Source organism: Mesorhizobium sp. CCNWLY176 (assembly GCF_037153935.1).
GTDB classification, from domain to species: Bacteria; Pseudomonadota; Alphaproteobacteria; order Rhizobiales; family Rhizobiaceae; genus Mesorhizobium_M; species Mesorhizobium_M zhangyense.
This window is the reverse complement of sequence record NZ_JBBBDZ010000012.1, coordinates 130,870-155,101: the sequence shown is the minus strand read 5'-3', so window position 1 is coordinate 155,101 and position 24,232 is coordinate 130,870. Positions and strand designations below refer to the sequence as shown.

General features: G+C 62.7%; 27 protein-coding genes and 1 pseudogene. 16 read left to right on the top strand and 12 right to left on the bottom strand.

What is annotated here, in order from left to right; genetic code table 11:
• Nucleotides 1-73 precede the first annotated feature (73 nt).
• The 5 genes from WBQ96_RS20050 (at nucleotide 74) to WBQ96_RS20030 (ending at nucleotide 5,002) form a co-directional block, all read left to right on the top strand.
• Entirely contained in the window at nucleotides 74-499 is a 426-nt protein-coding gene (locus WBQ96_RS20050) for a DUF3775 domain-containing protein (protein WP_336553182.1), read from the top strand.
• Between the two features lie 66 nt (nucleotides 500-565).
• Complete coding sequence (locus WBQ96_RS20045; RefSeq protein ID WP_336553183.1) at nucleotides 566-1,684, top strand: extensin family protein; 1,119 nt, start codon at nucleotides 566-568, stop codon at nucleotides 1,682-1,684.
• Nucleotides 1,685-1,778: 94 nt separating this feature from the next.
• A complete protein-coding gene (locus WBQ96_RS20040; RefSeq protein ID WP_442920865.1) occupies nucleotides 1,779-2,834 on the top strand; it encodes an extensin family protein in 1,056 nt (351 codons plus the stop codon).
• A 102-nt stretch (nucleotides 2,835-2,936) separates the two neighbouring features.
• On the top strand, nucleotides 2,937-3,644 hold the full coding sequence (locus tag WBQ96_RS20035; RefSeq protein WP_336553184.1) for an LssY C-terminal domain-containing protein: 708 nt from the start codon (nucleotides 2,937-2,939) through the stop codon (nucleotides 3,642-3,644).
• A gap of 68 nt (nucleotides 3,645-3,712) precedes the next feature.
• Nucleotides 3,713-5,002: a hemolysin family protein gene (locus WBQ96_RS20030; protein ID WP_336553186.1), complete on the top strand. Its 1,290-nt coding sequence runs from the start codon at nucleotides 3,713-3,715 to the stop codon at nucleotides 5,000-5,002.
• Nucleotides 5,003-5,346: 344 nt separating this feature from the next.
• Here WBQ96_RS20030 and WBQ96_RS20025 read toward each other — a convergent pair whose 3' ends face one another.
• Nucleotides 5,347-5,952: an NADPH-dependent FMN reductase gene (locus WBQ96_RS20025; protein ID WP_336553188.1), complete on the bottom strand. Its 606-nt coding sequence runs from the start codon at nucleotides 5,950-5,952 to the stop codon at nucleotides 5,347-5,349.
• An 88-nt stretch (nucleotides 5,953-6,040) separates the two neighbouring features.
• Here WBQ96_RS20025 and WBQ96_RS20020 point away from each other — a divergent pair, with 88 nt between their 5' ends.
• Entirely contained in the window at nucleotides 6,041-6,436 is a 396-nt protein-coding gene (locus WBQ96_RS20020; RefSeq protein ID WP_336553190.1) for a winged helix-turn-helix transcriptional regulator, read from the top strand.
• Between the two features lie 74 nt (nucleotides 6,437-6,510).
• Here the strand turns inward: WBQ96_RS20020 and WBQ96_RS20015 are convergent, their stop codons facing one another.
• Nucleotides 6,511-6,903, bottom strand: coding sequence for an acyl-CoA thioesterase (locus tag WBQ96_RS20015; RefSeq protein ID WP_165116506.1), 393 nt, complete (start codon nucleotides 6,901-6,903; stop codon nucleotides 6,511-6,513).
• Nucleotides 6,904-7,073: 170 nt separating this feature from the next.
• Here WBQ96_RS20015 and WBQ96_RS20010 point away from each other — a divergent pair, with 170 nt between their 5' ends.
• Both WBQ96_RS20010 and WBQ96_RS20005 read left to right on the top strand, forming a co-directional pair.
• The gene (locus tag WBQ96_RS20010) at nucleotides 7,074-8,693 is read left to right on the top strand and encodes a GMC family oxidoreductase (protein WP_336553193.1); all 1,620 of its coding nucleotides are present in this window, start codon (nucleotides 7,074-7,076) and stop codon (nucleotides 8,691-8,693) included.
• Nucleotides 8,694-8,876: 183 nt separating this feature from the next.
• Nucleotides 8,877-10,094, top strand: coding sequence for a mandelate racemase/muconate lactonizing enzyme family protein (locus WBQ96_RS20005; protein WP_336553195.1), 1,218 nt, complete (start codon nucleotides 8,877-8,879; stop codon nucleotides 10,092-10,094).
• Nucleotides 10,095-10,183: 89 nt separating this feature from the next.
• Here WBQ96_RS20005 and WBQ96_RS20000 read toward each other — a convergent pair whose 3' ends face one another.
• The 3 genes from WBQ96_RS20000 to WBQ96_RS19990 all read right to left on the bottom strand — a co-directional run bounded on the left by WBQ96_RS20000 (nucleotide 10,184) and on the right by WBQ96_RS19990 (nucleotide 11,756).
• The gene (locus tag WBQ96_RS20000; protein ID WP_336553196.1) at nucleotides 10,184-10,870 is read right to left on the bottom strand and encodes a hypothetical protein; all 687 of its coding nucleotides are present in this window, start codon (nucleotides 10,868-10,870) and stop codon (nucleotides 10,184-10,186) included.
• 102 nt (nucleotides 10,871-10,972) lie between these two features.
• A complete protein-coding gene (locus WBQ96_RS19995) occupies nucleotides 10,973-11,392 on the bottom strand; it encodes a carboxymuconolactone decarboxylase family protein (protein WP_336553197.1) in 420 nt (139 codons plus the stop codon).
• Nucleotides 11,337-11,756 (bottom strand): MerR family transcriptional regulator, encoded by a 420-nt coding sequence (locus WBQ96_RS19990; protein WP_336553198.1) that lies wholly within the window; start codon nucleotides 11,754-11,756, stop codon nucleotides 11,337-11,339. Before WBQ96_RS19990 ends, WBQ96_RS19995 begins: the two co-directional genes overlap by 56 nt.
• Nucleotides 11,757-11,948: 192 nt before the next feature.
• Between WBQ96_RS19990 and WBQ96_RS19985 the strand changes: the two genes are divergently transcribed.
• The 3 genes from WBQ96_RS19985 (at nucleotide 11,949) to WBQ96_RS19975 (ending at nucleotide 14,162) form a co-directional block, all read left to right on the top strand.
• Nucleotides 11,949-12,356, top strand: a complete 408-nt coding sequence (locus WBQ96_RS19985) for an OsmC family protein (protein ID WP_336553199.1) — start codon at nucleotides 11,949-11,951, stop codon at nucleotides 12,354-12,356.
• A gap of 236 nt (nucleotides 12,357-12,592) precedes the next feature.
• Nucleotides 12,593-13,027: a hypothetical protein gene (locus WBQ96_RS19980; RefSeq protein WP_336553200.1), complete on the top strand. Its 435-nt coding sequence runs from the start codon at nucleotides 12,593-12,595 to the stop codon at nucleotides 13,025-13,027.
• Nucleotides 13,028-13,031: 4 nt separating this feature from the next.
• The gene (locus WBQ96_RS19975; RefSeq protein ID WP_336553201.1) at nucleotides 13,032-14,162 is read left to right on the top strand and encodes a hypothetical protein; all 1,131 of its coding nucleotides are present in this window, start codon (nucleotides 13,032-13,034) and stop codon (nucleotides 14,160-14,162) included.
• A gap of 12 nt (nucleotides 14,163-14,174) precedes the next feature.
• Here WBQ96_RS19975 and WBQ96_RS19970 read toward each other — a convergent pair whose 3' ends face one another.
• Together WBQ96_RS19970 and WBQ96_RS19965 are read right to left on the bottom strand one after the other, a co-directional pair.
• Nucleotides 14,175-14,429, bottom strand: coding sequence for a Txe/YoeB family addiction module toxin (locus tag WBQ96_RS19970; protein ID WP_336553202.1), 255 nt, complete (start codon nucleotides 14,427-14,429; stop codon nucleotides 14,175-14,177).
• Nucleotides 14,426-14,680 (bottom strand): type II toxin-antitoxin system Phd/YefM family antitoxin, encoded by a 255-nt coding sequence (locus WBQ96_RS19965; protein WP_165116519.1) that lies wholly within the window; start codon nucleotides 14,678-14,680, stop codon nucleotides 14,426-14,428. Before WBQ96_RS19965 ends, WBQ96_RS19970 begins: the two co-directional genes overlap by 4 nt.
• 242 nt (nucleotides 14,681-14,922) lie before the next feature.
• Here WBQ96_RS19965 and WBQ96_RS19960 point away from each other — a divergent pair, with 242 nt between their 5' ends.
• Nucleotides 14,923-15,357, top strand: coding sequence for a hypothetical protein (locus WBQ96_RS19960; protein WP_336553203.1), 435 nt, complete (start codon nucleotides 14,923-14,925; stop codon nucleotides 15,355-15,357).
• A 970-nt stretch (nucleotides 15,358-16,327) separates the two neighbouring features.
• Here the strand turns inward: WBQ96_RS19960 and WBQ96_RS28305 are convergent.
• Nucleotides 16,328-16,990: pseudogene (locus WBQ96_RS28305) on the bottom strand (FAD-binding oxidoreductase); the annotation flags it as partial.
• A gap of 510 nt (nucleotides 16,991-17,500) precedes the next feature.
• Between WBQ96_RS28305 and WBQ96_RS19950 the strand changes: the two are divergent.
• Entirely contained in the window at nucleotides 17,501-17,779 is a 279-nt protein-coding gene (locus WBQ96_RS19950; protein ID WP_336553205.1) for a SemiSWEET family sugar transporter, read from the top strand.
• On the opposite strand, the gene WBQ96_RS19945 is transcribed toward WBQ96_RS19950, so the two are convergent.
• A complete protein-coding gene (locus WBQ96_RS19945; protein WP_336553207.1) occupies nucleotides 17,764-18,801 on the bottom strand; it encodes a CapA family protein in 1,038 nt (345 codons plus the stop codon). The genes WBQ96_RS19950 and WBQ96_RS19945 overlap by 16 nt on opposite strands.
• Before the next feature lie 273 nt (nucleotides 18,802-19,074).
• Complete coding sequence (locus WBQ96_RS19940; protein ID WP_336553208.1) at nucleotides 19,075-19,605, bottom strand: DUF1097 domain-containing protein; 531 nt, start codon at nucleotides 19,603-19,605, stop codon at nucleotides 19,075-19,077.
• A 284-nt stretch (nucleotides 19,606-19,889) separates the two neighbouring features.
• On the opposite strand from WBQ96_RS19940, the gene WBQ96_RS19935 reads away from it, so the two are divergent.
• Entirely contained in the window at nucleotides 19,890-20,330 is a 441-nt protein-coding gene (locus tag WBQ96_RS19935; protein ID WP_336553209.1) for an SH3 domain-containing protein, read from the top strand.
• 57 nt (nucleotides 20,331-20,387) lie between these two features.
• Nucleotides 20,388-20,918 (top strand): hypothetical protein, encoded by a 531-nt coding sequence (locus WBQ96_RS19930; protein WP_336553211.1) that lies wholly within the window; start codon nucleotides 20,388-20,390, stop codon nucleotides 20,916-20,918.
• 33 nt (nucleotides 20,919-20,951) lie between these two features.
• Here the strand turns inward: WBQ96_RS19930 and WBQ96_RS19925 are convergent, their stop codons facing one another.
• A complete protein-coding gene (locus tag WBQ96_RS19925; protein ID WP_336553213.1) occupies nucleotides 20,952-21,776 on the bottom strand; it encodes an alpha/beta fold hydrolase in 825 nt (274 codons plus the stop codon).
• A gap of 131 nt (nucleotides 21,777-21,907) precedes the next feature.
• On the opposite strand from WBQ96_RS19925, the gene WBQ96_RS19920 reads away from it, so the two are divergent.
• Complete coding sequence (locus tag WBQ96_RS19920; protein WP_336553215.1) at nucleotides 21,908-22,918, top strand: GlxA family transcriptional regulator; 1,011 nt, start codon at nucleotides 21,908-21,910, stop codon at nucleotides 22,916-22,918.
• 34 nt (nucleotides 22,919-22,952) lie between these two features.
• On the opposite strand, the gene WBQ96_RS19915 is transcribed toward WBQ96_RS19920, so the two are convergent.
• The gene (locus tag WBQ96_RS19915; RefSeq protein WP_336553217.1) at nucleotides 22,953-24,086 is read right to left on the bottom strand and encodes a glycosyltransferase family 4 protein; all 1,134 of its coding nucleotides are present in this window, start codon (nucleotides 24,084-24,086) and stop codon (nucleotides 22,953-22,955) included.
• Nucleotides 24,087-24,232: the final 146 nt, after the last annotated feature.

Below are 24,232 nucleotides of genomic sequence, written 5' to 3'. Positions count from 1 at the left end.
TTCAAATCCCTCAAAAACGGCAGGGGCGTGACGTAGCCTGCAAATCAGGTATCATCCGGCAAGGAGGTGGCCCGTGCAGCAACGGCTGGAAAGGGAATGGGAACTGACGATCGGTCCCGACACCGTGCGCCTTTTCATTGAAAAGGCCAACGCCATCAGTGCGGCCATCAAGGACGACTATGCCGACGGCAACGAGCATGAGGTCGAGCTCGACGGTGACACCCGCGACAACCACCACCATGACGGGCTGGCCGAGGAAAAGGCCGACAACCTGATGGCCGAGGAACTCTCGGAGCTGATCAACGACCTGAATGTCGACGAAGCCGCCGAGCTGATCGCGCTGATGTGGATAGGCCGCGGCGACTACGACGCGTCGGAATGGAGCGAGGCGCTTGCCGAAGCGCGCCAGCGCGGCAACAAGCGCACCGCCAAATATCTGCTCGGCATGCCGATGCTGGGCGACTGGCTCGAGGAAGGCCTGGAGGCAGTCGGCGCGTAACGGCCCTGTCACGCAGAGTGATCGCCAGCGCGCAACCAAAAACCCGCCATTGCCGTTGCCTCCGCGATGAAGCTTTCACCGCGTGGCAATTTCCTGAAAATCCTGCCCTTACTGGCAGTATCGCTGCTTTTCATCACTGCCGCCGGCAACAAGCCGCCCGCGCTGCCGCAGGAAGTGCCGGTGCCCAAGGTGCACGAGCTTCCAGCCGGCAACATCCCGCCGCAAAAACTTGGCGACACGCCCGTGCCCGAGCCGCGCCCTCACAAGAAGGGCGACGCGGCAGAGCCCGACGCCGACAACAAGACCGAGCCGGTAACGGCCCCGGCGACCGCGCCCTTGCCAACCGAAAACCCGGACGAAAAGACGCCTGCTGACAAGTCCGAATCCGAAAAGCAGGAAATCCCGGCAACGGCGCCAGTCCCGACGGAAAATCCGAAAGAACCCGACGAGCCTTCCAAAGACCAGAAGCCACTTCCGCCTGCCGAAGCGCCTAAACCGGACAAAGCGACTGACGACGCCAAACCGGGCGAAAAACCCACCGAGCCGGAGGAAAAGCCAAAGCCCGGCGAAAAGCCGTCCGAGGAAAAATCCGAGCCGAAATACCTCCCCGATCCGCGCTCCAACGAACCGCGGGCTGCCACCATGCCGGCGGAAGAACTGGCCTGCCGCGCGCGCATCAAAGATCTCGGCGTCGAGTTCGAGGAACATAAGCCTGAGAGCGATCCCGCCGGCTGCGCCGTGCCATGGCCGATCACGGTGAAATCGCTCGGTAAGACGATCGCGCTCGCGCCCGATGCACTAATGAACTGCGCCCTCGCAGAAACCTCGGCCAAATTCGCCAAGGATGTCATCTCTCCCGCCGCCAAGGCGGCCTATGGCGAGGAGCTGAAATCCATCTCGCAGGCTTCCGCCTATGTCTGCCGCCCGCGCAACGGCACCAAGAAACTGTCGGAACACGCCTTCGGCAACGCGCTCGACATCGCCCAGTTCACACTGTCGAAGGACACCAAGATCGACGTCGAACCAGCACCAGACGAAAAGGCGGCGAAATTCCTCGCCGAAATCCGCAAAGCCGCCTGCGGCCCGTTCAAGACCGTGCTCGGCCCCGGCAGCGACGCCGACCATTCGCTGCATTTCCACTTCGACCTCGCCCCGCGCAAGCACGGCGGCACGTTTTGCCAGTGACTGCCTTATTCATGTCATAGATGTAAACCGGCACGCTGACCTTTCCTTTACCCTCGGCCGCTATCCTTGAAATTCAAGGGACAGGGAACCGGTCATGGCCCAGAAAACTCCTTCCGCGCTGGCGTGGGCGCGGCGGTTCGGCAGCGCGCGCTTGACGGCCACCGGCGGCGCGGTGCTGCTGGTGGCGATGGTCGCGTCCTGCACCACCGACAGCCTGATGTCGATGCGGCCGGAAATCGATGTCGGCACGCAGACCGCCGCCGTCGCACCAATGGTCATGCCATCTTCCCCTGCCCTCGCCCCCGTCGAGCCGATGCTGGAGCCGGTCGAGCCAAACCTTGCGCCGGCAGCAGCACCCGTCGAGCCGTCGTTTCAACCGGCTGATACACTGATCGGGCCCGAAACCGCGGAAGCCACGATGGATTCGGAAGTCGACGAGCCTGCCGCGGCGACCATCCAGCCTTCCGTTGAGCCGGTACAGCCGCAAATCGCCGCCGTCATTCCGCCCGCTTCGGTCAAGCCGAGAGGCCTGCAGACGCTGGTTCCTTCCAATCCGATGATGGTCGGCTATCCGCGCATGGACCCGCCGATGGCGCGGTCGACGGCCATGCCTGCCGACGAGGTAACCTGTCGCAACGACCTGAAACGCCTCGGCGTCACCTTCCAGAACCTAGCTCCCATCCACGACGGCAGCTGCGGCATCGATTTCCCGGTAAAAGTTTCCGCCATCGGCAGCGTCCAGATGAAGCCGGCAGCGACGCTGAGCTGCAGCATGGCGGCGACCTTCTCGCGCTGGACCCGTAAAGAGCTCGTGCCGTCCGCCCGCATGCGCTATTGGTCGGGCGTCAAGACGATCCACCAGGGATCGAGCTATTCCTGCCGCCGCATCGCTCGCTCCCGCACCATGTCCGAACACTCCAAGGGCAATGCGCTCGACGTGATGCGCATCGAGCTCAGCAACGGCAAGGATATCGACGTGCGCAAGCCCGGCTGGTTCGCCTTCCGCGAAAAGGGCTTTCTCAACACGGTGCGCGCCGATGGCTGCGACTATTTCACCACCGTGCTCGGCCCCGGCTACAACTACGACCACCGCAACCACTTCCATTTCGACATCAAGCCGCGCCGCAACGGCTATGTCGCCTGCCGGTGATGCGAAAGCACCATTCTTGCCAATTCGAGCGCCGGGCATAATCTCTCTTTGAACTCAACGTCGACGCAGCACATGGCTGCGTCGCAGCCCGGTGTCTGCCGCATGCCACGACACAGATTGCCCCGGCGTGTCGCCAACTCTCTTGTGACGCTGGCGCTGGCCTATGGCCTCGTCGCCTATCTGGCGGCACCCGAATTCTGGACGGTCAGGGAGCACGATAGTCGCAAGCTCCCCGAGGCGATGGTGACGACCACCCCGCAAGGCATTCCGGGCGATCCGATCAATGTCGGGTTCGTCGGCTCCAAGGCCGATCTCATGCACGCTTTTGCAGCGGCCGGATGGAACCCGGCCGACTCGATCACCTGGCGTTCCAGCCTTGAGATCGGCGAAAGCGTCCTCTTCGACCGCCCCTATGCCGACGCTCCGGTCAGCACGCTGCTGTTCGACGGGCGCAGGCAGGATGTGGTCTTCGAGAAATCAGTGGGCGCAAGTGCTGATCAGCGCCACCATGTCCGCCTCTGGATGATCCCGCCGTCCGACGGCGAGGATCGACCACTCTGGCTGGGATCGGCCAGTTTCGATCGCGACGTCGGCCTCAGCCACGACACCGGACAGATCACCCACCATATCGGCCCCGACATCGACACTGAGCGTGATCTGCTCATATCCGACCTCAAGGCTGCCGGCGCAATCGAGGCCTGCTACAGCAGAGATGGAGTAGGCGCGACCCAGAACGGCCGCAACGGCGGCGGCGACCGCTATTTTACCGACGGCATGGCCACAATTTGCGATCTGAACCGAAAGCCCTGAAACAATACCGCACTGAAAAGTGCCGTGCCCTATTTTCTAGCGCCCCGCCTCAATGCTATTGAGCGTCGATGCTATACATCGAAGTCGCTATCGTCGTCGTCCTCATCTGCGTGAACGGCCTTCTGGCCATGTCGGAGCTGGCGATCGTTTCGTCCCGGCCGGCACGGCTCAAAGCCATGATCGACCGCAACGTCAAGGGCGCTGGGCGCGCGCTTGAACTTGGTTCCAATCCGGGAAAATTCCTGTCGTCGGTGCAGATCGGCATCACGCTGGTCGGTGTTGCGTCCGGCGCATTTTCGGGCGCCACGCTCGGCCAGCGCCTGACCCAGGTGCTGACGGCCAACGGCGTGCCGGACGGCATTGCCGATGCGCTGGGCGTCGGCATAGTCGTCGCCATCATCACCTATGGCTCGCTGATCATCGGCGAACTGGTGCCCAAGCAGATCGCGTTGCGCAATCCTGAAGGCGTTGCCGTCAGGGTCGCGCCGCTGATGCGCGTGATTGCCGTCGTCGGCGCACCGCTGGTCTGGCTGCTCGATATTTCCGGCCGCTCGGTGCTGTGGCTGCTCGGCCAGCGCGGCGAGAGCGAGGAAAAGGTCACCGACGAGGAGATCAAGATGCTGGTGGCCGAGGCCGAGCATCACGGCACCATCGAATCCGACGAGCGCCGCATGATCGCCGGCGTGATGCGGCTCGGCGACCGCGCCGTCCGCGCGGTCATGACCCCGCGCACCGAGGTCGACTGGCTCAATCTCAATTCCGACGAGACAACGCTCAAGAAACTGCTGATGGAAACGCAGCATTCGCGCCTGCCCGCCGGCGAGGGCTCGGTCGATGCCATGGTCGGCGTCGTCCAGACGCGCGAAATCCTGGCGACCCTTCTGGCCGGCCGCGCCTTCGACGCGCGCAAGCACGTCCGCGCAGCCCCCATCGTCCACGACCAGGCCGACGCGCTCGATGTCTTGACCACGCTGAAACAATCCGACGTGCCCATGGCGCTGGTGCATGACGAATACGGCCATTTCGAAGGCATCGTCACGCCCGCCGACATCCTCGAAGCGATCACCGGCGTCTTCCGCGCCGATCTCGACGAGGACGAATCGGAAGGCGCGGTCCAGCGCGAGGACGGCTCGTGGCTGCTGGCCGGCTACATGCAGGCCGACGAGATGGCCGACCAGCTCGGCATCGACCTGCCCGAGAACCGCGACTACGAAACCGTCGCCGGCTACGTGCTGTCGCACATGCATCACCTGCCCGCCACCGGCGAAAGCGTCGATGCACAAGGCTGGCGCTTCGAAGTCGTAGATCTCGACGGCCGCCGCATCGACAAGGTTATTGCTTCGAAACTGCCGGTGTAGCGGCGGTTTCATTTGCAGAAACAGCGGTTTGCGGACGGCGTTTGATTCACGACTGGATTAGCGCAGCGTCTTAGGCGTAACGAGTCCCCCTCTCCGTCGCGCTTCGCGCGCCACCTCTCCCCCATTTCATGGGGGCGAGGAACCTAGTTTCTGTTAGGCCGCGACGCATCAGGACTTGGGTTCCTCGCCCCTGCGAAGCGGGGGAGAGGTGGCGCGCGAAGCGCGACGGAGAGGGGGTTAGCGGTAAACCCAACAACATTCATTGCTACGAACTCACCCAACAAAAAGGGCGGCGTTTCCGCCACCCTTTTTTCAATCCCTTGGGAGGAATCTTTCAAACGTAATTACGCAGCTTCCGCTTCAGCGGCCTCGGCATCGGCCAGACGAGCAGCCTTCAGCACCTTGGCCCACCACACCGTCTCTTCGATCAGCCCATGCGCAGCCTGGTTGAGGTGCTCGAGCTCCTCGAGCTTCTTTTCGCCCTGCTTCACAGCAAGGAAATCGGCCCAGACGATGTGAACGGCCGCCTTGGTCGGCGCCATCTGCAGCTCAACGGCATGAAGGCGGAGTTGTTCGACGGCACGCGCGCCGCCGACGCCGCCATAGCCGACGAAACCGGCAGGCTTCTTGTTCCACTCGGTCGCGGCATAATCGAGCGCGTTCTTCAGCACGGCCGTTGGGCCGTGGTTGTATTCCGCAACGGTGAAGATAAAGCCGTCGAGGCTGGCGATCTTCTTCTGCCAGCGCAGTGCGACTTCATTCTGCGACGGCACCCAGGCGGACGAGGCCACTTCTTCGAAGAAGGGCAGCGGAAAATCGCGCAGGTCGATGACTTCGACATCGATGTCGGTGCGGGCCTTGGCGATCTTGGCGAACCATTCGGTCGGAACGTCGGCGAAACGGGCCGCGCGCGTCGAACCGATAATGATTCCTATTTTCGGCTTGGACATGATAGTTTTCCCTATGAAACACTTGGTATCCATTGGATACCCGCACTATATTGGTGACTGATCACCCAGTGCACAAGGAGGCACTTTTTTGAAACCTAGGCACATCCATCACACCGAGGACTGTCGCGCCGTCAGCGCCATCCTGCAGCGCATCGGCGACAAATGGACTGTTCTGGTCGTCAGCAAGCTGGGCAACGGGCCGATGCGCTTCAACGAACTGCGCCACATCATCGGCGGCATCTCGCAGAAGATGCTGACGACGACCCTGCGCGGGCTGGAGCGCGACGGCTTCGTCACCCGCACCATGTTCCCGACGATCCCGCCTCGCGTCGATTACGAGTTGACCGAACTCGGCCACGAACTGCTCGTACCCGTCAACGCGCTGGGCGAATGGGCCAAGCAAAACACCAACCGCGTCAACGAAGCCCGCGCGAAGTTCGATGCCGCCTGCCCGGAACGGGCGAAGGTCAGGAAGGCAGCTTGAGAGTGAGCAGTGGATTTGAGCTGCTTCGCTCTATCGGCAAGGCAGTTCACTATTCCCTACTCACTACTCTCTAATCACTCAGCTGGCACCGCCTTCGGCTTGCCGTCCTTATCCAGCGCCACCATGATGAAATCGGCGTCGGTCACCTTCTCCATCAGATCCTGCAGATAGCGCTGCGCCCAGGCTTCGACCTTCAGCGTCATCGAGGTGCGCCCGACGCGGTTGACGTGCGTGTAGATGCACAGCGTGTCGCCGATCTTCATCGGCTTGGCGAAGGACATCTCCTTCACCGCCGCCGTCACCACGCGGCCCTTGGCGCGCTCGGCGGCGCGTATGCCGCAGGCAAGGTCCATCTGCGCCATCACCCAGCCACCAAAGATATCGCCGGCGGCATTGGCATCCGACGGCATCGCCAGCGTGCGCAAGGTGAGTTCGCCCGTGGGTTGGCCGTCTGCGTAATGAACCATCGTGAATCTCCGTAAATGCCTGCCGCCATCGATGGCAGCTAACACAAACCACAGCAAGCACCGGTCGCTTTTTTCACAAGCCATGCCGGATGCCGGGGTGTTAGAGCCCGCCCGCGAACGCTAGGCTGAATCAATATCTGAGCCAGTTCACAGGCGGCCTTTCGTTTCACATGCAAACCTATGATTTCATTGTCGTCGGCTCAGGCTCTGCGGGCTGCGTGGTCGCCGAAAGGTTGTCGGCCAATGGCCGTTTTTCGGTGCTTGTGCTGGAAGCCGGTGGCACCGACCGTCGCTTCTTCGTGCAGATGCCGCTCGGCTACGGCAAGACCTTCTTCGACCCTGCGGTGAACTGGAACTACAAGACCGACGCCGACCCCGGTCTCGCCGGAAATATCGACCACTGGCCGCGCGGGAAACTGCTCGGCGGCTCCAGCTCCATCAACGCCATGGTCTGGATCAGGGGCCAGCGCGAGGACTACGACGCCTGGGCGTCCGCCGGAAATCCCGGCTGGGGCTTCGACGACCTCCTGCCCATCTTCAAGGCGATCGAGGACAACGAGGCCGGCGCCGATGCATGGCGCGGGCGCGGCGGCCCGGTCCATGTCACCGACAATCGCAGCCGCGTCCATCCCCTCACCCATCGCTTCCTGAAAGCCGGCGAGCAGGCCGGCCTCGCCTTGAACGACGACTTCAACGGCAGGAGCCAGGAGGGCGTAGGCGTCTATCAGATCAACACCAGGAATGGCCGCCGCATGTCAGCTGCCCGCGCCTTCCTGCGCCCGGCGATGAAGCGCGCCAATGTCCGCGTCGAGACCAACGCGCTGGCGACAAGAATCCTGTTCGAGGGAACGCGCGCTGTCGGCATCGAATATCTGCGCGGCGGCCAGACCCTCACCGCCCGCGCCGGCCGCGAGGTCATCCTCAGCGCTGGCTCCATCAACACGCCGCAGCTTTTGCAGCTTTCCGGCGTCGGCCCCGCCGGCCTCCTGAAAGGTCTCGGCATACCGGTCGTCCACGCCAACGACCATGTCGGCGACAATCTCCAGGACCACCAGGGCATCAACTACACGTTTCGGGGTCGCCTCCCGACGCTCAACCAGATCCTTCGCCCATGGTGGGGCAAGATGCTGGTCGGCATGCAATACATCCTGACGCGCAACGGCCCGCTGGCGATGAGCATGAACCAGGGCGGCGGCTTCTTCCGCACCGACGGCAGCCAGACGCGGCCCAACATGCAGCTCTATTTCCAGGCCTTCTCCACCGTGCTGCCACGGGTCGGCGAGCGCCCCATCCTCACGCCCGACCCCTGGCCGGGTTTTTCCATCGGCCTCTCGAACTGCCGCCCGTCGAGCCGCGGCTCGATCATGATCCGCACGAAAAACCCGCTCGACTACCCAAGGATCGCGCCCAACGCCTATTCGACCAACACCGACGTCACCGAGATGCTCGACGCGGTGAAGTTCGTGCGCAAGATTGCTTCGATGCCGGCAATGAGCGAGATCATCGAGGAGGAAGTGCTGCCCGGCCCCAAATGCACGACGGACGAAGAGCTGGTCGCCGACTTCCGCGCCCGCTCCGGCACCGTCTACCACCCGGTCTCGACCTGCCGTATGGGGCCGGACGCATCCCGATCGGTCGTCGATCCGCGCCTGAAGGTGCATGGCCTTTCGGGTCTGCGCATCGTCGACGCCTCGATCTTCCCCGACAACATCAGCGGCAACACCAACGCCGCTTCCATCATGACCGGCGCCAAGGGCGCTGCGATGATACTGGAGGATCATGTTGGATAGACAGTCACCAACCTTGGCGCTGCCCCTCATCCCGCTGCCGCGACCTTCTCCCCGTATAGGGACGGGGAGAAGGAGGAAGCTCCAACGCTGACGCCCCCCTCTCCCCGTCCTTCACGGGGAGAGGGTAAGGGTGAGGGGCAGCGCCGACCTGACAAGCAAGACGCCACGACCGAGGAGAACCCCATGAAAATCACCGACGTTAAAACCTTCGTCGTCGGCAATCCGCCGCCGGGCATCGGCGGGCGCTATTTCATCTTCGTCAAGCTGACGACGGACTCCAACGTCGTCGGCTACGGCGAGGCCTACAACGCCACCTTCGGCCCGCACGTCACGGCCAGGATGATCGAGGATCTGGCCGAGCGCTATCTGGTCGGCCGCGACCCGCACGACATCGAAACCTTCTTCCGCCGCGCCTATTCCTCAGGCTTTTCGCAGCGGCCGGATATTTCCGTCATGGGCTGTTTTTCAGCGCTCGAAATCGCCTGCTGGGACATCATCGGCAAGGAAGCCAACAAGCCGATCTACAAGCTGCTCGGCGGCCAGGTGCACGAGACCCTGCGCTCCTACACCTATCTCTATCCGCACACCGGCAGCGCCGTGCCGGCGGAAGCCGACAACCCCGACAGGAATGTCTACAACGATCCCGACCTCGCCGCCGAATGCGCGCTCGCCTATGTCGAGCAGGGTTTCAACGCGGTGAAACTCGACCCCGCCGGCCCCTACACCGCCTTCGACGGCCATCAGCCGCGCCTCATCGACATCGAGCGCTCGGCGGTCATGGTCAAGGCGATCCGCGAGGCGGTCGGCAACCGTGCCGACATATTGTTCGGCACGCATGGCCAGTTCACCGCGTCGGGTGCGCTGCGCATGGCCCGCGCCATCGAGCCCTATGATCCGCTGTGGTTCGAGGAGCCGGTGCCGCCGGATATGCCCGAAGTGATGGCGCAGGTGGCGCGTGGCACTTCCATCCCCATCGCCACCGGCGAGCGGCTGACGACCAAATTCGAGTTCGCCCGCGTCATCGAAAACCGCGCCGCCACCATCCTCCAGCCCGACCTCGGCCGCTCCGGTGGCATTCTCGAAACCAAGAAGATCGCAGCCATGGCCGAGGCCTATCACATCCAGATCGCCCCGCACTGCTATTGCGGCCCGATCGTCGGTGCCGCCAACGTCCAGCTTTCCGCGACCCTGCCCAACTTCCTCATCCTGGAATCGCTGAAGCAGTGGGACGGCTTCCACGAGACGCTTTTGAAGAAGAAGATCGAGTGGCAGGACGGCAATGTCATCCCGTCGAAGGAACCCGGTCTCGGCGTCGAGCTCAACGAGGCCGTCTGCGAGGCCCACCCCTGGACCGGCAAGGACCTGCATCTCGACATGATGCAGGACCCGCTGTTTCCGTGAGGCAAAAAGCGATTCCGGATCAAGGCCTTGGCCGGCGATCCGGAATCATTTCGCAAGGCGGTTGAATTGACTGTTTCGCTCCAGCGTAACTAGTCGACGCCAGGCTTGTTGGCGACAGCCTTCTGCGCCAGGGCAATCGCGAGTTCTTCGCTGAGTTTGCTTGTATCGATGGAAATCATATCGGTGCCGCTCAGTAACTGGATACCGATAAAGGCGGTCGGATTATCCGCAAGATTGACCAGATAGGCCCGCTCTCCCAAGCCCTCGACGTTTCTGATCTCGTTCGCCTGAAGCTCTTTTCGCTTGTTTTTCTCATAGATATCGAAGCCTTCCTGCGCCATCGCCGGCGTGGTGTTCGGCTCGGACGAGCGGACGAAATGGACCTGCACATAACCATCGACGTCGGGAACCTCCCAAAAGCAGTTCGACGCATCGCCGACCCCGCCGTTGGTTTCGTAGATCGCCGCAGGCTTCCCCACGATCTCGACGATATTTTCGGCCGTCAGCAATTGGCAGGCGGTGGTAGCCGGATTGATATCCTGAGCCAGCGCCGAAGTGGCCATGGTGCAGGCAAAGGCGGTTGCAAAACTGGTCAGGCGATAAAGCGGCACAGGATGCTCCGGCAAGAGATTCGTCGGCCGCAATATAGTGAAAGCTCGCCTGACGGCCACTGATTTCCGCCGATGTCCGGTATGTCGACATCTCAGCCAGCCTCCCCCGAAGACGGCCGATCCTGACTTCCCACAACCGCACATCGCGGCTGTGCTCTCCGTCATCCATCGATGCGGCAAGGACCGCCATCTCGTGAGAAAGCGATTCCGGATCAAGGCCTTGGCCGGCGATCCGGAATCATTTCGCAAGGCGGCTGAGTCAGTTTTTCATGCCGCACACTCCTGCCCGGGAGCTTCCGCCTCGCCCCGATGCGCAAACACTTCCTTCGCCGCGAACAACCCGTTGAGGGCTGCCGGGAAGCCGGCATAGACCGCCATCTGCATGATCACTTCGGTGATCTCTTCTCGGCTAAGCCCGACATTCAGCCCGGCTTCGATATGCACCTTGAGCTGCGGGCTGGCATTGCCCAGCGCCGTAAGTGCCGCGATGGTCGCGATCTCGCGCTCGCGCAAGCCGAGCCCCTCGCGGCAGTAGATATCGCCAAAGGGGAACTCGATAATGTAGCGGGCGAAATCGGGCGCGATATCGGCCAGTGCTGCAATGACCTTTTCGCCGCCTTCGCCGTCGATTTCAGCGAGCGCCCGCTTGCCGCGTTCGAATCTGCTGTCCTGGTTGATCTGCGTCATGGGTTTTCGTCCTTTTTTCAGAGCCGGCATAACCGGCGATCTTGGTATCGAGGACGAGAAGGCATGCCTGAAGCTCAGCCACATGATTGCGCACGCGCTCGCGATGCTGTTCCAGCAATTCGCGGCGCTGCCTGTCCGTATCGACGCCCTGCTCCCGCAAAGCCGCATATTGCAGCATCTGCCGGATCGGCATCCCGGTCGTTTTCAGGCGACCGAGAAACTCGATCCAAGTCAGGATCGAGGCGTCATAGTCACGTTGGCTCGATTGGTCCCGGTCGGCATAGGGAAGCAGCCCGATCCGCTCATAGTAACGGATCGTGTAGGCCGATAGTCTCGACCGCTTTGCGAGTTCACCAATCTTCATGATCTTGCCCTGTCTCGTCACGACGCTCACAAGGCTAGGGGTTGGAGTGCACTCTAAGTCAATAGGGTTTCTTGAGGAAAAATTGCGCAGGTAGATTCAGCCCTGCCCTCCTCCTTTTGTGAGACTTTGCGAGAGCCAAATCATGCGCCTAGTCTTCGCCCCAAGCCGGACTTCACCAACGGGAAAAAGGCCATGGCATCCATGACTGTCGAGTTGCGCAATGTCGAAGGCACAGAGGCCGCCATGGGCTGGGCCGGCTCGCACACCATCGTCGTCGACCGGCCAGAGGGAAAAGCCGGCGGCAAAGGCCTCGGCTTCAATGGCGGCCAGCTTCTGGCCTTGGCGCTCGGCGGCTGCTTCTGCAACGACCTGCGCTACGCCGCGCATGAACTGGGCGTCAACCTCGGCAGCATCGCCGTCTCGGTCACGATTGATCTCGATGGCAGCCCGCTGCTGACGACCGCCGCAAAGCTCACTGTCTCCTGCGAAACGCTCGACGGCACCGACCCTCAAGCTGTCATCGACAAGGCCAGATCGATCTGCATGGTCGCCAACTCGCTGCAGAAAGGCGTGCCGGTGACCATCGAAGCGGCGGCTTAGACGTCGTCATCCCCTCGCCCATATCTGTGGACATGGTCCGAACCTCACGCTTTGGTGAACGGAATCGGCTAAGCTGCGATGACTTGAGATTCAGGTCAGGGTGAGCCGAGAACGGCGGATTTTGGGGTCGCCCTAGGCGACGAGCGGAGCGTACATTTGGGTACGTGAGCACCGGAAGCGCAGAAAGCCGTTGTTCGCAGGCCGCCCTCACCTGAATATCGGTAACGGGGACAACCATGACACTCATCCAGAAGCTGGCGATCTTCTACGCTGCCATGTTCTTTTTCGTTGTTGGCATCGGCTATGTGCCGGCCTTCAACGACGCCAATGGCTATCTGTTCGGGCTGTTTTCGCTGCAATGGTATGACGACCTGCTGCACGCTTTTTCCGGCGTCTGGGCGCTGATTGCCGCCTTCATCTCGCATCGCCAGTCGGTGCTGTATTTCAAGCTGTTCGGTGCGATCTACCTGTTCGACGGCGTGCTCGGCCTCGTCACCGGCTCCGGCTGCCTCGATGGCGGCATCTTCATCGACGGCTTCCGCTCCATCGGCGACGTCGAGTTCCCGACCCGCTTCTTCGCCAATGCACCGCATCTGGCCATTGGCGGCTTTGCCGTCTTCGTCGGCTATTGGCTGTCGAAGCGCGTGCACGAAAAGCTCGCGGCGGCCTGAGCGCATGTTTCTGCTCCGCCTGCTGAAGCGCCTCGTCAAGACGCTGCTCATCATCCTGGTCGTCGTGCTGGCGATCCCGCTGCTCGGCCTCGCCTATGGTTTCCTGACGACGAGCAGCGTCGACCAGACACCGCTTGCCGGCGTTGAGCAGGGCGCGCCGCCGCAGGCGCTTGCCGATCAGGTGCGCGCCGAAGTTCCGGGCTACCAGCGACCGGAGGAATCGACCTATCTCACCTACCCCGAGTGGTCGATCGTCTACGCCGCGCGCGAATATGCCGGCTTCGTCCGCAACGATCGCGAAAGCGGCTTTCCTTACTGGTCCACCATCGGCCGCTTCTGGCAGGACTATGCCATGGTCATCCGCGCCACCTCGGACAAGCCGTTCAACTTCGCCAACCACCAGATGCTCGCCGTCATCGGCACCAGCCACACCATCGAGCACCTGATCCAGTGGGCCTATGAAAACACCGTCGGCCGCATCACCGAGGCGACCTCGGGCCGGCGCATCGCGGTGGACGTCTATCAGGCTCGCGTGGCGACCGAATACGCCGCCTTCCTCGATCAGGTGCCGTGGTACCAGTTTCCCTATGCCGAAAAGCGCGCCGGGCTGATGGCGGTTGGCAATGCCGCCAACGAGGACCAGTTGCGCACCAGCGAGCGCAAGATCGCCTTCGGCCTCGCCTATACCATCAAGCAGGCCTATGCCGACCTCATCAAGTCGGCACTGTCTGCCACCGCCGACCCGGCTTTCCCTAACATCCATGTCTGGGCCAAGGGCCCGGTCGAGGAAGCGATTGCCGGCGAACCCGACACGAAACTCGAAAAGGATTTCGGCCCGGACGGCGCAGTCTTCGTAACCAAACGCTATCAGGTCTTCACCGAAATGATCCCGCGCCTGATCGACAAGGGCGTCAGCTTCGTCGAAATCGGCGGCAACGACGAGATCCTCGTCACCGTGCTGTCCAACGGCGAAGTCGAAATCCCGGCCGGCGCCCGCAAGCTGTTTTCCTACCAGCTGCCGGCCGAGCCAAGCCGCCGCCGCACCGGGCTTACCGTCGGAGTCCGCTCACTCCATGCCGTGCTGCCGACGCTGATCGATGACGGCGCGAAGCTGGAACATGTTTATGATTATTGAGAGCTGAGCCGCTCAGTAATGATAACGGCACTGGGCGATGAGGAGTTGGTCCCCTTCCGCCCGATAGACCAGCCTGTGTTCCTGCGTGATCCTTCGCGACCACCAGCCGCTCAGCGGCCCGCGCAGAGGCTCCGGCTTGCCGATACCGGCAAAGGGCGCGCGCGTGCATTCCCTGATCAGGACGTTGATGCGCTCGAGCAGCTTGCGGTCATGCTCCTGCCAATAGAGATAGTCTTCCCATCCCTGTTCGCTGAACACGATCTTCATTCGGCAAGCGGCCGCTCGGTGCCTTTTCCCGCTTCCAGCTCATCGATAGCCGAAAGCAGCCGATCGGCATTTTTCGGGCTCTTCAACAGATAGCGCGTCTCCTCGTAGGAGGCGAAGTCCTCTATCGACATCAGGACTGCGGCGGGTTTGCCGCGCTCGCGCGTGATGACGACCGGCTCGCGATCGGCAGTCACGCTGTCGAGTGCGGCGGCGAGGTTGCGGCGCAGTTCGCTGTAGGAGGTTGTTTTCATCGTGCTAATGTACGCATTTACGTACATATTTGCAATGACACGTCCGGCCGGAAACAACTACCAGAAATACCCTTTCCAATCAGAACGATAGCCCCGCAAGCGGAATCAACCCGGTAGGAGCCGACCCCGCATTTCCAGCAACATTCAGTTGCGCTTCACCACACTTATTCCGCGATTCAAGCCAAATCCCGCCGCGAACCGGGCGCATCTTCGGTCTGCTAGATATCCCTTCCGAGGACGCCATGATCAAGACCGCGCTTATCGCCATGACGATTGTCGGCTGCGACTGTGACGCGAAACTGTGCGAGTTCATCCGCGAGACGCCACCGCAATACGCCTCCGTGGCCGATTGCGAGGCCGCGCTGAAGAAGCAGATCCTGCACGAAAAAACCGTCGACTATCCGCTGGTCTCCGGCATCTGCCGTTCGAACCAGCCCGACGATTTCAAGACCGCCTCCGTCCAGGCGACCGATCCGGCACCCGTTCACCCGACGATGGAGCCGAGCCGCAGCGCACCCATCTATGCCGGCCTCGTCGAGGACGGCCGCTCCGTGCTGTACCGCACCGCCGGCGGCTACACCGTCGTGCGCAAGGGCATCAGCCACGCCGCCGAAAGCACCGCCGACCTTGCCAGTTGGGCCACCGGCTGGATCGCCGCCAAGCTGCCGACGTTTTGAGGGGACGGGTTTAAGCCACCCCAACCGCCGTCTTCAGCGCTCGATAAAACGTCGACTGGAACAGTTCCCCCGGGTCGACCTCCCGCTTCTTCGCCAGAAACGCCGGCAGCTCCGGATAGGACGCCAGCAGCTGCGCTCGCGTAAAATGAAGCTGATACGGCAGGAAAAACCGGCCGCGATGTTTCAGCGTCAGGTCGATCATCGCCCGCGTCAGCGCCCGCATCTTGGCGTTGCCGGCATCGTCGGCGCTCTGGTTGATGTAGAGCACCAGCGCGAAGGCCGGCTCCGGCGCATAGGTAAGCGCCACGTCCTCGCGGTGCACGATGCGCACCGAAGCATTCAGCACCGGCAAGTCCTGCCTGCGCAGCACCCCCCGCGCGCCGGCGATGAAGGCGTCATACTCGCCACGCGGCACGAAATATTCGTGAAGGATATCCGTCTCATAGGCGAGATCGTTGAAGAGATAGGGCACGGAATCGTGCATCGGGTTGTTGCGCGTCACCAGGCACGCTTCGCCCTCGCCCATCGCCGCCGTGCGCGGCACCGTGCAGCTCTCGAATTTCGGCTCGAGGTTCTTTTCGGCATACCATTTCAGGCTCTGGAACGTATCGCCCAGCTTGGCGAGGTTCATGATCGCCCGCTTCATCCCGACACCGTCCGGCTCGTCAAGTGCCGGCATATCCGCCGGCGGCTGGTCCGCGACCTTGTCATAGCGATAGACGATCATGTCCTCGAGAAAATTGCCCGGCGCCGTCGAAAGATGCCCGTAGAACAGCCCGATATTCCTGTCCTGCTCCAGATGCTCGGCAAAGAAGGCCGGAAAATCGTCGGAGCGGATGATTTCGCGCGAGGTCTGGTAGACGGCGTTGTCGACGACATCGAGCTTCGCCTCCAGCACCACGCCGAACAGGCCGTAGCCGCCCAGCACATGCCGGAACAGCTCGGCGTTCTCACTGCCCGAGCAGGTCACGATCGAGCCGTCGGCCAGCATCACCCGCATCGACTGCACCGAACCCGCCACCGAGCCGGCCTGATGGTCCATGCCGTGGGCATTGACCGAAATCGAGCCACCGACGGAAAAGATGTCGGTCGACTGCATCGCCTTCACGGCAAAGCGCGGATGCAGCATGTTCTGGATATCGTGCCATGTCGCGCCCGGCTGCACGGTCATGGTCTTCGCCTCGGCATCGACGGTGACCTTGTTGAACTTGCGCATGTCCAGCACCAGCGCATTGTCGTCAAAAGCCTGCCCGCCCATCGAGTGGCGCACCGCGGCCATCGAGACCTTCAGCCCGTTTTGCCGCGCAAATGCCAAGGCCCGCGCGACATGATCCTCCTCGCTCACCGCGACCACGCCATAGACCGGCGTGCGCGAAAGCGCGCTGGCGTCGTTGATATTTCCGCCCTTGGAAAGCCAGGGTAGCGAGGGATCGTAGGCTGGTGGATTGGCGAGCGGTTCCAGTGGCAGCGACACGCCGTCGATATCGGCAATTCGCCCGGCGTCCTTCGCCCCTGATGGGTCGCGCGCCAGCCGCGCCAGCGTCGTGCCGCCCCAGGCAGCGGCACCGCCGAGCACGGCGGCCCCTAACAACAACCGCCGCGAAATGCCGAATCTCTTGCGCCCATCCGCCATGGTGATCTCCTCGCAGGGTCACCGATAGCGCGGCCTTTTAAGGAAAACCATAAGGCGCATCACATAACGGCAAGGCGCGCGCATGATTGCGTTCAAGCAGTCCCCCCTCTCCGTCTCGGCTTCGCCGAGCCACCTCTCCCCGCAAGCGGGGCGAGGAACCGGCACTCGCCGAGGTCGCGAGATTCCGAGGTCAAGGCATAGCAGAACTTGGGTTCCTCGCCCCTACGAAGTGGGGGAGAGGTGGCGCGCGAAGCGCGACGGAGAGGGGGAACGACCACACGCGGTTGGCCTCCGAGATTTCTCGATGGCTCCCGTGCACCGGCTTCTACAAACAGCCCATCCCGCAAGCGGGCGGCAGGGCAAAGTCCGCGCGCAAGGCCCGAAAGACTGTTGCCCGAAAGCGCCTGCCCTCCCTCTAGATTGGGCCAGCCTCACGATCCCGCTTCACAAGAATCGGGCTTTCTGGCATGAGTGTCGGGAAATCCTCCGCTCTTTTCCGAAAGTCGCTCCGTGCACCCCGTCGTCGAAATCCTCGGCTCGCTGGCCGCCGTCATCACCACGCTCGGCTGGCTGCCGCAGCTTTTGAAAATCCGCCGTGAAAAGAAGGCCGACGACATCTCGCTCGTCGCTATCGGCACCATCGCCACCGGCGTTTTGCTGTGGACGTTCTACGGCCTGTTCATCGGCTCCTGGCCGGTCATCATGGCCAACGCCGTGACATTCCTATTCATCGTCGCGATTGTCGGCATGAAACTGCATTACGCTCGCACGGTTCAGACCGGCGGATAGACGGCCCCAAGCCACGCCGCGACCTTTTCCTTCAGCCGCCCCTCCAGCACTTCGACCGGCACGAGGCGTTCGCGGTCGCCCTCGCGCAGCCGCATCAACGGCACCGTCTCGTAGCCGGCAAGTCGCCCGCGCCGCGCGCCCTCCGTGCCGATATCGGCCACCAGCATGGCGCCGATCCTGCCCGGCCAAGGCTGCCGCCCCCACGCGGTGCCGAGACAATCGCCCAGCCCATAGGCGATGAGCGCCTCGCCGGCTTGCTCCAGCGGCTGCACGACATGGGCGTGGTGGCCGGCGATCAGCCCTGCCCCGGAAGCCGCCAGTTTTCGCGCAAACGCCCGCGTCGTTGCTTGCGGAAAATGCCGAAACTCCAGATCCCAATGCGGCACGGCGCAGATGAGATCGACGCCCCCTCTCGCTTCTGTATCCCAGCCGCCAAAATATTCCATCATCAGCACCCGGCCGGCGAAATCCTCGCGCCCCGCGTTGCGCCACTGCGTGAATGCCGAGAATCCTACGGTCAGCCCTGCGACTTCGAAAGGCTTCACCCAGCCATCCGCCGCGGTGCCGACGGTGCGGATGCCGAGACGCCCGAGATTCGCCACCGTCTCATCGAAACCGGCAACGCCCTGGTCGAGCACATGATTGTTGGCGAGCGACAGGACAAGCTTTTCTGGCGCGATGCTCAGCGCCGCCAACGCGCTTTCGAGAAAGCCCGGCGTCATCGCGTGACGCAGCCCGAGGCTCGTCCCGAACGGCGTATATAGCTTTTCAACCACCGGGCTCTCGCAATTGGCGATCACCAGATCGGCCGATGCGATGATCCTGCCGAGCGCCGGGTCGACCAGCGGCGCGCGCCGGTTGGCAACCGCCGAAAGGTCGCCGAGAAAAACCAGCCGCACCAGCCTGCCATTCGCCGGCGCCGGCCGCGCCATCGGCGCAAAGCCGGTCCGATCGCCGCCAAGCGAAGGCCTCAGAAAGCGCGGCAGCCATGACAGCTTGTAGGACAGAGAAAAATTCGACACCGCGCCGCCCGTTGATTTGCGCGCACGCTACAGCAACGGATGCCTGGTTCAAATCCTTCCGCGCACTGTGCGCGGTAGGATCGGTGGAGATTGCGTGCGGTCCCCGGGGCCTTTCCGACTCAGGAAGAGCCACCCCTCATCCCGCTGCCGCGACCTTCTCCCCGTATAGTGACGGGGAGAAGGAGGCTGGCCGCAACGCCGGCGTCCCCCTCTCCCCGTGCTTACGGGGAGAGGGTAAGGGTGAGGGGCATTTTCCGCCGATACCTGAACGATCTAGGCGGTCGCCCCCGCAGGCTTGGCTACCAGTGCCCCGGCGATCTTCTCCGACAGCCAGCCGAACAGCGCGCCGACGATCATCGAGACGATGATGTTGATCAGCGGGTTGTCGACGAGGGACGCCGAGGTCAGCGTCGCCATCTTGCCGGCGAGCAGCGCATAGGCTGCGACGCTGGCAAAGCCGTAGACTGCCGATGGTATCTGCGCCAGCAGCGGCGCATTCGCACCCATGATGAGCACGATGACGGTGACTGCGACCGATATGCCTGCCGCCAACGGAACGCCGAGCGAGCCGGCAAGCAGCGATATGCCGTAAAGCGCGATCCAGCCGAGGATCGCGCCCCATATGTGGGCTGGAATGTTGGTCTTGAGCGAGCCTTCCTTGCCGCCTGAATGGTAATAGGCGCCCCAGGCAATGAAGGCCGCCCATATCTGCAGGCCAAGTCCGGCCAATGGTCCGACGAAAAGCCAGGTGGCTATGCCGCCGAGTATTCCAACGCTGAGTGCAAGTGCGGTGAGCAATGGCATGTGAATTCCCTCCCTATGGGATTCATCAGGACAGCCACATCGCGTGTGCGCTGTCCTATGCCGGTGCCCTGTTGCTCAAAAGATCAGCAAATTTACCTAACGTCAACCATAGCTTGTGCCCGTGCCTACGGATTGATCAGTCATCAACAGAAAGCCGCGCCCACGCCCGCGAAAGCCCCTGTTACCAGGCATAAAGCATAACCGTGCTGCCATATTGGTGCGGCCGGGAATCGGCGCTAGGTTGTATCCGCTTCGAAATGCAATCCGCTCTGGAGGGGCAGTCCATGAATTTTCGAAAACTGGTCACCGCGGCAGCCATGCTGGCCGGGGCGGTGCTTTTGCCTGCGGCAGCTATTGCCGCCAACGCCTATGTCACCGGCAATGTGAATGTCCGCTCGGGCCCGGGCACCGGCTATGACCGCGTCGGAACGCTCAGTGCCGGCACCACGGTCAATGTGCGCGGCTGCGAGGCCAACTGGTGCAACATCCGCGGCGGCGGCCTGCGCGGCTGGGTCTCGGCGAATTATCTGTCGGGCGCAAGCTATCGCCCGCCGGTGGTCGTCGTTCCGCCCCCCATCATCGTGCGCCCACCGCATTACCGGCCGCCGCACTGGAACCGTCCTCCACACTGGAACCGCCCGCCGCACCGGCCAAGGCCGCCCAAGCCGCGCCCGCCCCGTCCGGGCAACCACTGCAAGATCGCACCGGGCTTCCCCTGCCCATAACGGCGGCCGCCATCCAGGCAAACAACCCCGGCACGGCCTTGTCGCGCCGGGGTTTTCGTGAGTAAGTTTCGAGCTATGAAAACCGTGCTGCCGCTTGTTTTTGCGCTGTTCCTGTCCAGCCCGGCCCTTGCCGCCTGGCAGGAGATCGACGGCGGCATATCGTCGGTTCCCAATGAAACCAACAGCACCATCCAGGCGGTCGTTCTCCATTGCGTCGACGGCGCGGCCATCGACGTCTATTCCGGCGGCGACGGCACGATAAAACCGGCCGCCGGCGGCGAGGTCGTGGACTATTTCTACAAGCCCGGCTTCATCCGCGCCGACGTCGACGGCAGCACCTTCCCGATGGTCGCCGCCGGTTCGGGCGACGCTGTTGTCCTGTTTTCGGAGGGCAAGGAAGCCGAAAGTTACATGGCGCCGCTGGATGACGCATTGATCGGGGCGCTGACCGCCGGCAAGCTGCTGACGCTCGCCTTCGACCTCAACCCGACGACCGCAGCCGACGGCTCGACCTTCGAAACCTTCGCTACCTTCGATCTCGACGGCCATGGCGAAACGATCCGCAAGGCCGTCGGTAACTGCGAGTGAGGCAGGCACCGAACCCGCCTCACCCCGCCGGCGTCAAGCCTGAATGAAGGCCAGAAGGTCCGGATTGACGATTTCCGGATGGGTCGTGCACATGCCGTGCGGCAGCCCCTTGTAGACCTTCAACTCGCCCTTCTTCAGCAGCTTGGCTGAAAGCGGCGCGGAGTCGGCAAACGGCACGATCTGGTCGTCGTCGCCATGCATCACCAGCACCGGCACGTCGATCTTCTTCAGGTCTTCGGTGAAGTCGGTTTCCGAGAAAGCCTTGATGCAATCGTAATGGGCCTTGGTGCCGCCCGCCATGCCCTGCCGCCACCAATTGTCGATGATGCCCTGCGAGACCTTCGCGCCGTCCCGGTTGAAGCCGTAGAACGGGCCGGCGGGCACGTCGATGTAGAACTGCGCCCGATTGGCCACCAGGGCAGCGCGAAAACCGTCAAAGACCTCGATCGGCAAACCGCCCGGGTTTTTCTCCGACTTGACCATGATCGGCGGCACAGCGCCGATCAGCACTGCCTTGGCGACACGGCTGGTTCCGTGACGGCCGAGGTAGCGGGCAACTTCGCCGCCGCCGGTGGAATGGCCGATATGGACTGCGTTTTTGAGGTCGAGCGCCGCGGTCAGTGCGGCAACGTCATCGGCATAGGTGTCCATTTCGTTGCCGGTCGCGGTCTGGCTCGAACGGCCATGGCCGCGCCGGTCATGGGCGATCACGCGAAAGCCCTTTTCGAGGAAAAACAGCATCTGGTTGTCCCAGTCGTCGCCGCTCAGCGGCCAGCCGTGGTGAAACACGATCGGCTGTCCCTTGCCCCAGTCCTTGTAGAAGATCTCGGTGCCGTCCTTGGTGGTAATCGTTCCCATGAGCCTGTCTCCTGTGGTTGCGGTTGCGGGTCATAATCTGCCGGAAGCCCTGCCGCCTGATTGCAACACTAGCGGCAATACGGCATGGTGCGGACTGGCAGAAATGACAAAGATCGAGGCGAAACTGACAAATGATAGATCGAGATGAAGCGATCGAAATCGGCCTCGTCCTCTATCCCGGCGTGCAGGCGGCCTCCGTCTATGGCCTAACCGACCTTTTCGCGGTGGCCAACCAGATGGCCGCCGCACGGTCGAAGGATGCGGCGCATCTGCGCGTCAGCCACTGGCAGCGCTCCGGCGATGCCGTGACGCGCGCTTTCGACAGCGAGCCCGGACCCGGCGACGGCCCTGTCGTGATCATCGTACCGCCGACGCTCGGAGACCCGATCGACCGGGAGGCGGCACAGCCCTACGCTGCCTGGCTTCGGGCTCGTCATGCGGCGGGCGCTACGCTGGGCTCGGTCTGCGCCGGCGCCTTTGTGCTCGCCGAATCCGGCCTGCTGTCCGGCCGCCCGGCCACGACGCACTGGGCCTATCAGGAAGCTCTGGCCGCCCGCTTCCCCGACATAGCGCTCGACGCCGACAAGCTGGTCATCGACGACGGCGACATCATCACCGCCGGCGGCTACATGGCGTGGACCGATCTCGGGCTGAAGATCGTGGACCGGATTCTCGGTTCCGCCGTCATGATGGACACGGCGCGGTTCATGCTGGTCGATCCGCCGGGCCGGGAGCAGCGTTTCTACAACCCCTTCGCGCCGCGCCTGACCCATGGCGACGCCGCCATCCTCAAAGTGCAGCACTGGCTGCAGCAGGTCGGCGGGCGCAACGTCACGGCTGGTGCGATGGCGGAAAAAGCGGGGCTGGAAGAGCGCACCTTTCTACGCCGCTTCCACAAGGCCACCGGGCTGAAGCCCACCGAATATTGCCAGCACCTGCGCGTGAGCAAGGCGCGGGAATTGCTGGAATCGTCGACACAGCCGATCGATCAGGTTGCCTGGGATGTCGGCTATGACGACCCAGGTTCGTTCAGAAAGGTCTTCATCAAGGTGACCGGTCTTGCGCCAAGCGACTACCGGCGTCGTTTCGGAGCAGAGCAGAACCGCTCGGCATTTCACGAGGAAATGCCGGCAATGGGTTGATCCGGCGACGCTGCTCACCGCCGGAACCGCTTGCTTACCTTGCCTTGTCAGGCGCCCATCTATCCGCCGGGTTCTTGAAATATTTCCAGCCGCGGTCTCGCGCCCGGCTGAGTGCGGCGAAATAGATGTCTTCGATCTGCGGCAGCATCGCCTCAGGCGCCAATTGCTCGGTGACCGTTTGCCTGTCCGCCGCACCAGCCTCAACCTGCCATTGCGGGTCGCGCGCAAAACGTTCCGCCGCTTTCGAAAGACCGTCCACGTCACCGACCGTGAAAAGGCGATCAGCCGGAAGCAGATCTTCCATATTGCCGACATCGGTGGAAATGACGGGAATTGCCTGTGCCATCGCTTCCAGCGGCGCGATCGGCGCCTCCTCGGCTATCGACGTGCACAGGAAAAGATCCATCGCCGCCACCAGCTGCACGGCATCCTCGCGGGGGCCGACGAGATGGACCTTGCCTCGCAAGGCCGGATCGTCGAGCGCGCCCTGCCAGCCCGGCATGATCGCACTCTTGTCCACGCCACCGACCAGCATCAGTTCCGCGTCGATGCCCTTCCCCAGCAGCCGCTTCAGGATGCGCAGCATGTCGATCTGGCGCTTGCGGGTGCCGATCAGGCCGACCGAGCCGAGAAGGAAAGTGTCTTGCCGGATGCCCAGCTTCTGGCGTGCAAGGCTTCTGGCCTCGGCCGAAACCGGCCGCAAGGCCGCGCTGTCGAACATGTTGGGCACGATGTGCATCCTGGCCGGCGAGACCAGCAGGCGCTTGATGTAGTAATCCGCCGTCTGCCGGCTGAGCCCGACCACGGCATGGGCGAAACGCCACGGGATCTGGAACTGCCGCGTATGCGCAGTCATCACCGCAGGCGCACCGTCGGCAATGGTGAAGATCATCAGGAACTTGTTGGCCCGGCTGCCATGTGCATGAACCAGCGTGCGGCCCCAGTCGCGTATCGGATAGCCGGTGTTGCGCAGGTCGGTCGGATTGGTTCGAAAACTGCTTTCCAGCATCTTAACCGGGCCAACGAATTTCTGCCGCTGTATCCAGCTCTTTCGCGGGTGGATCAGCATCACCTCGTGGCCAGCCTTGATCTGATTATCGATCAAGGTCTTGGTGCTCGTCGCGACACCATTCAGGGCATCGTGGCTTATGAGATGAGCGATCTTCATGAACGATCGGTTTTTCCGCTTGGCCTCAGCGGCCTCTGAGATTCCAATTCAGAAAAACCGCGTGGGGCGCGTCGATTTTTCCGCACCCCTCATATGGGGTTATTTGTCTTTGCGCAAAGCCGTTTGCGAGTCTTCGCAAAATTCAG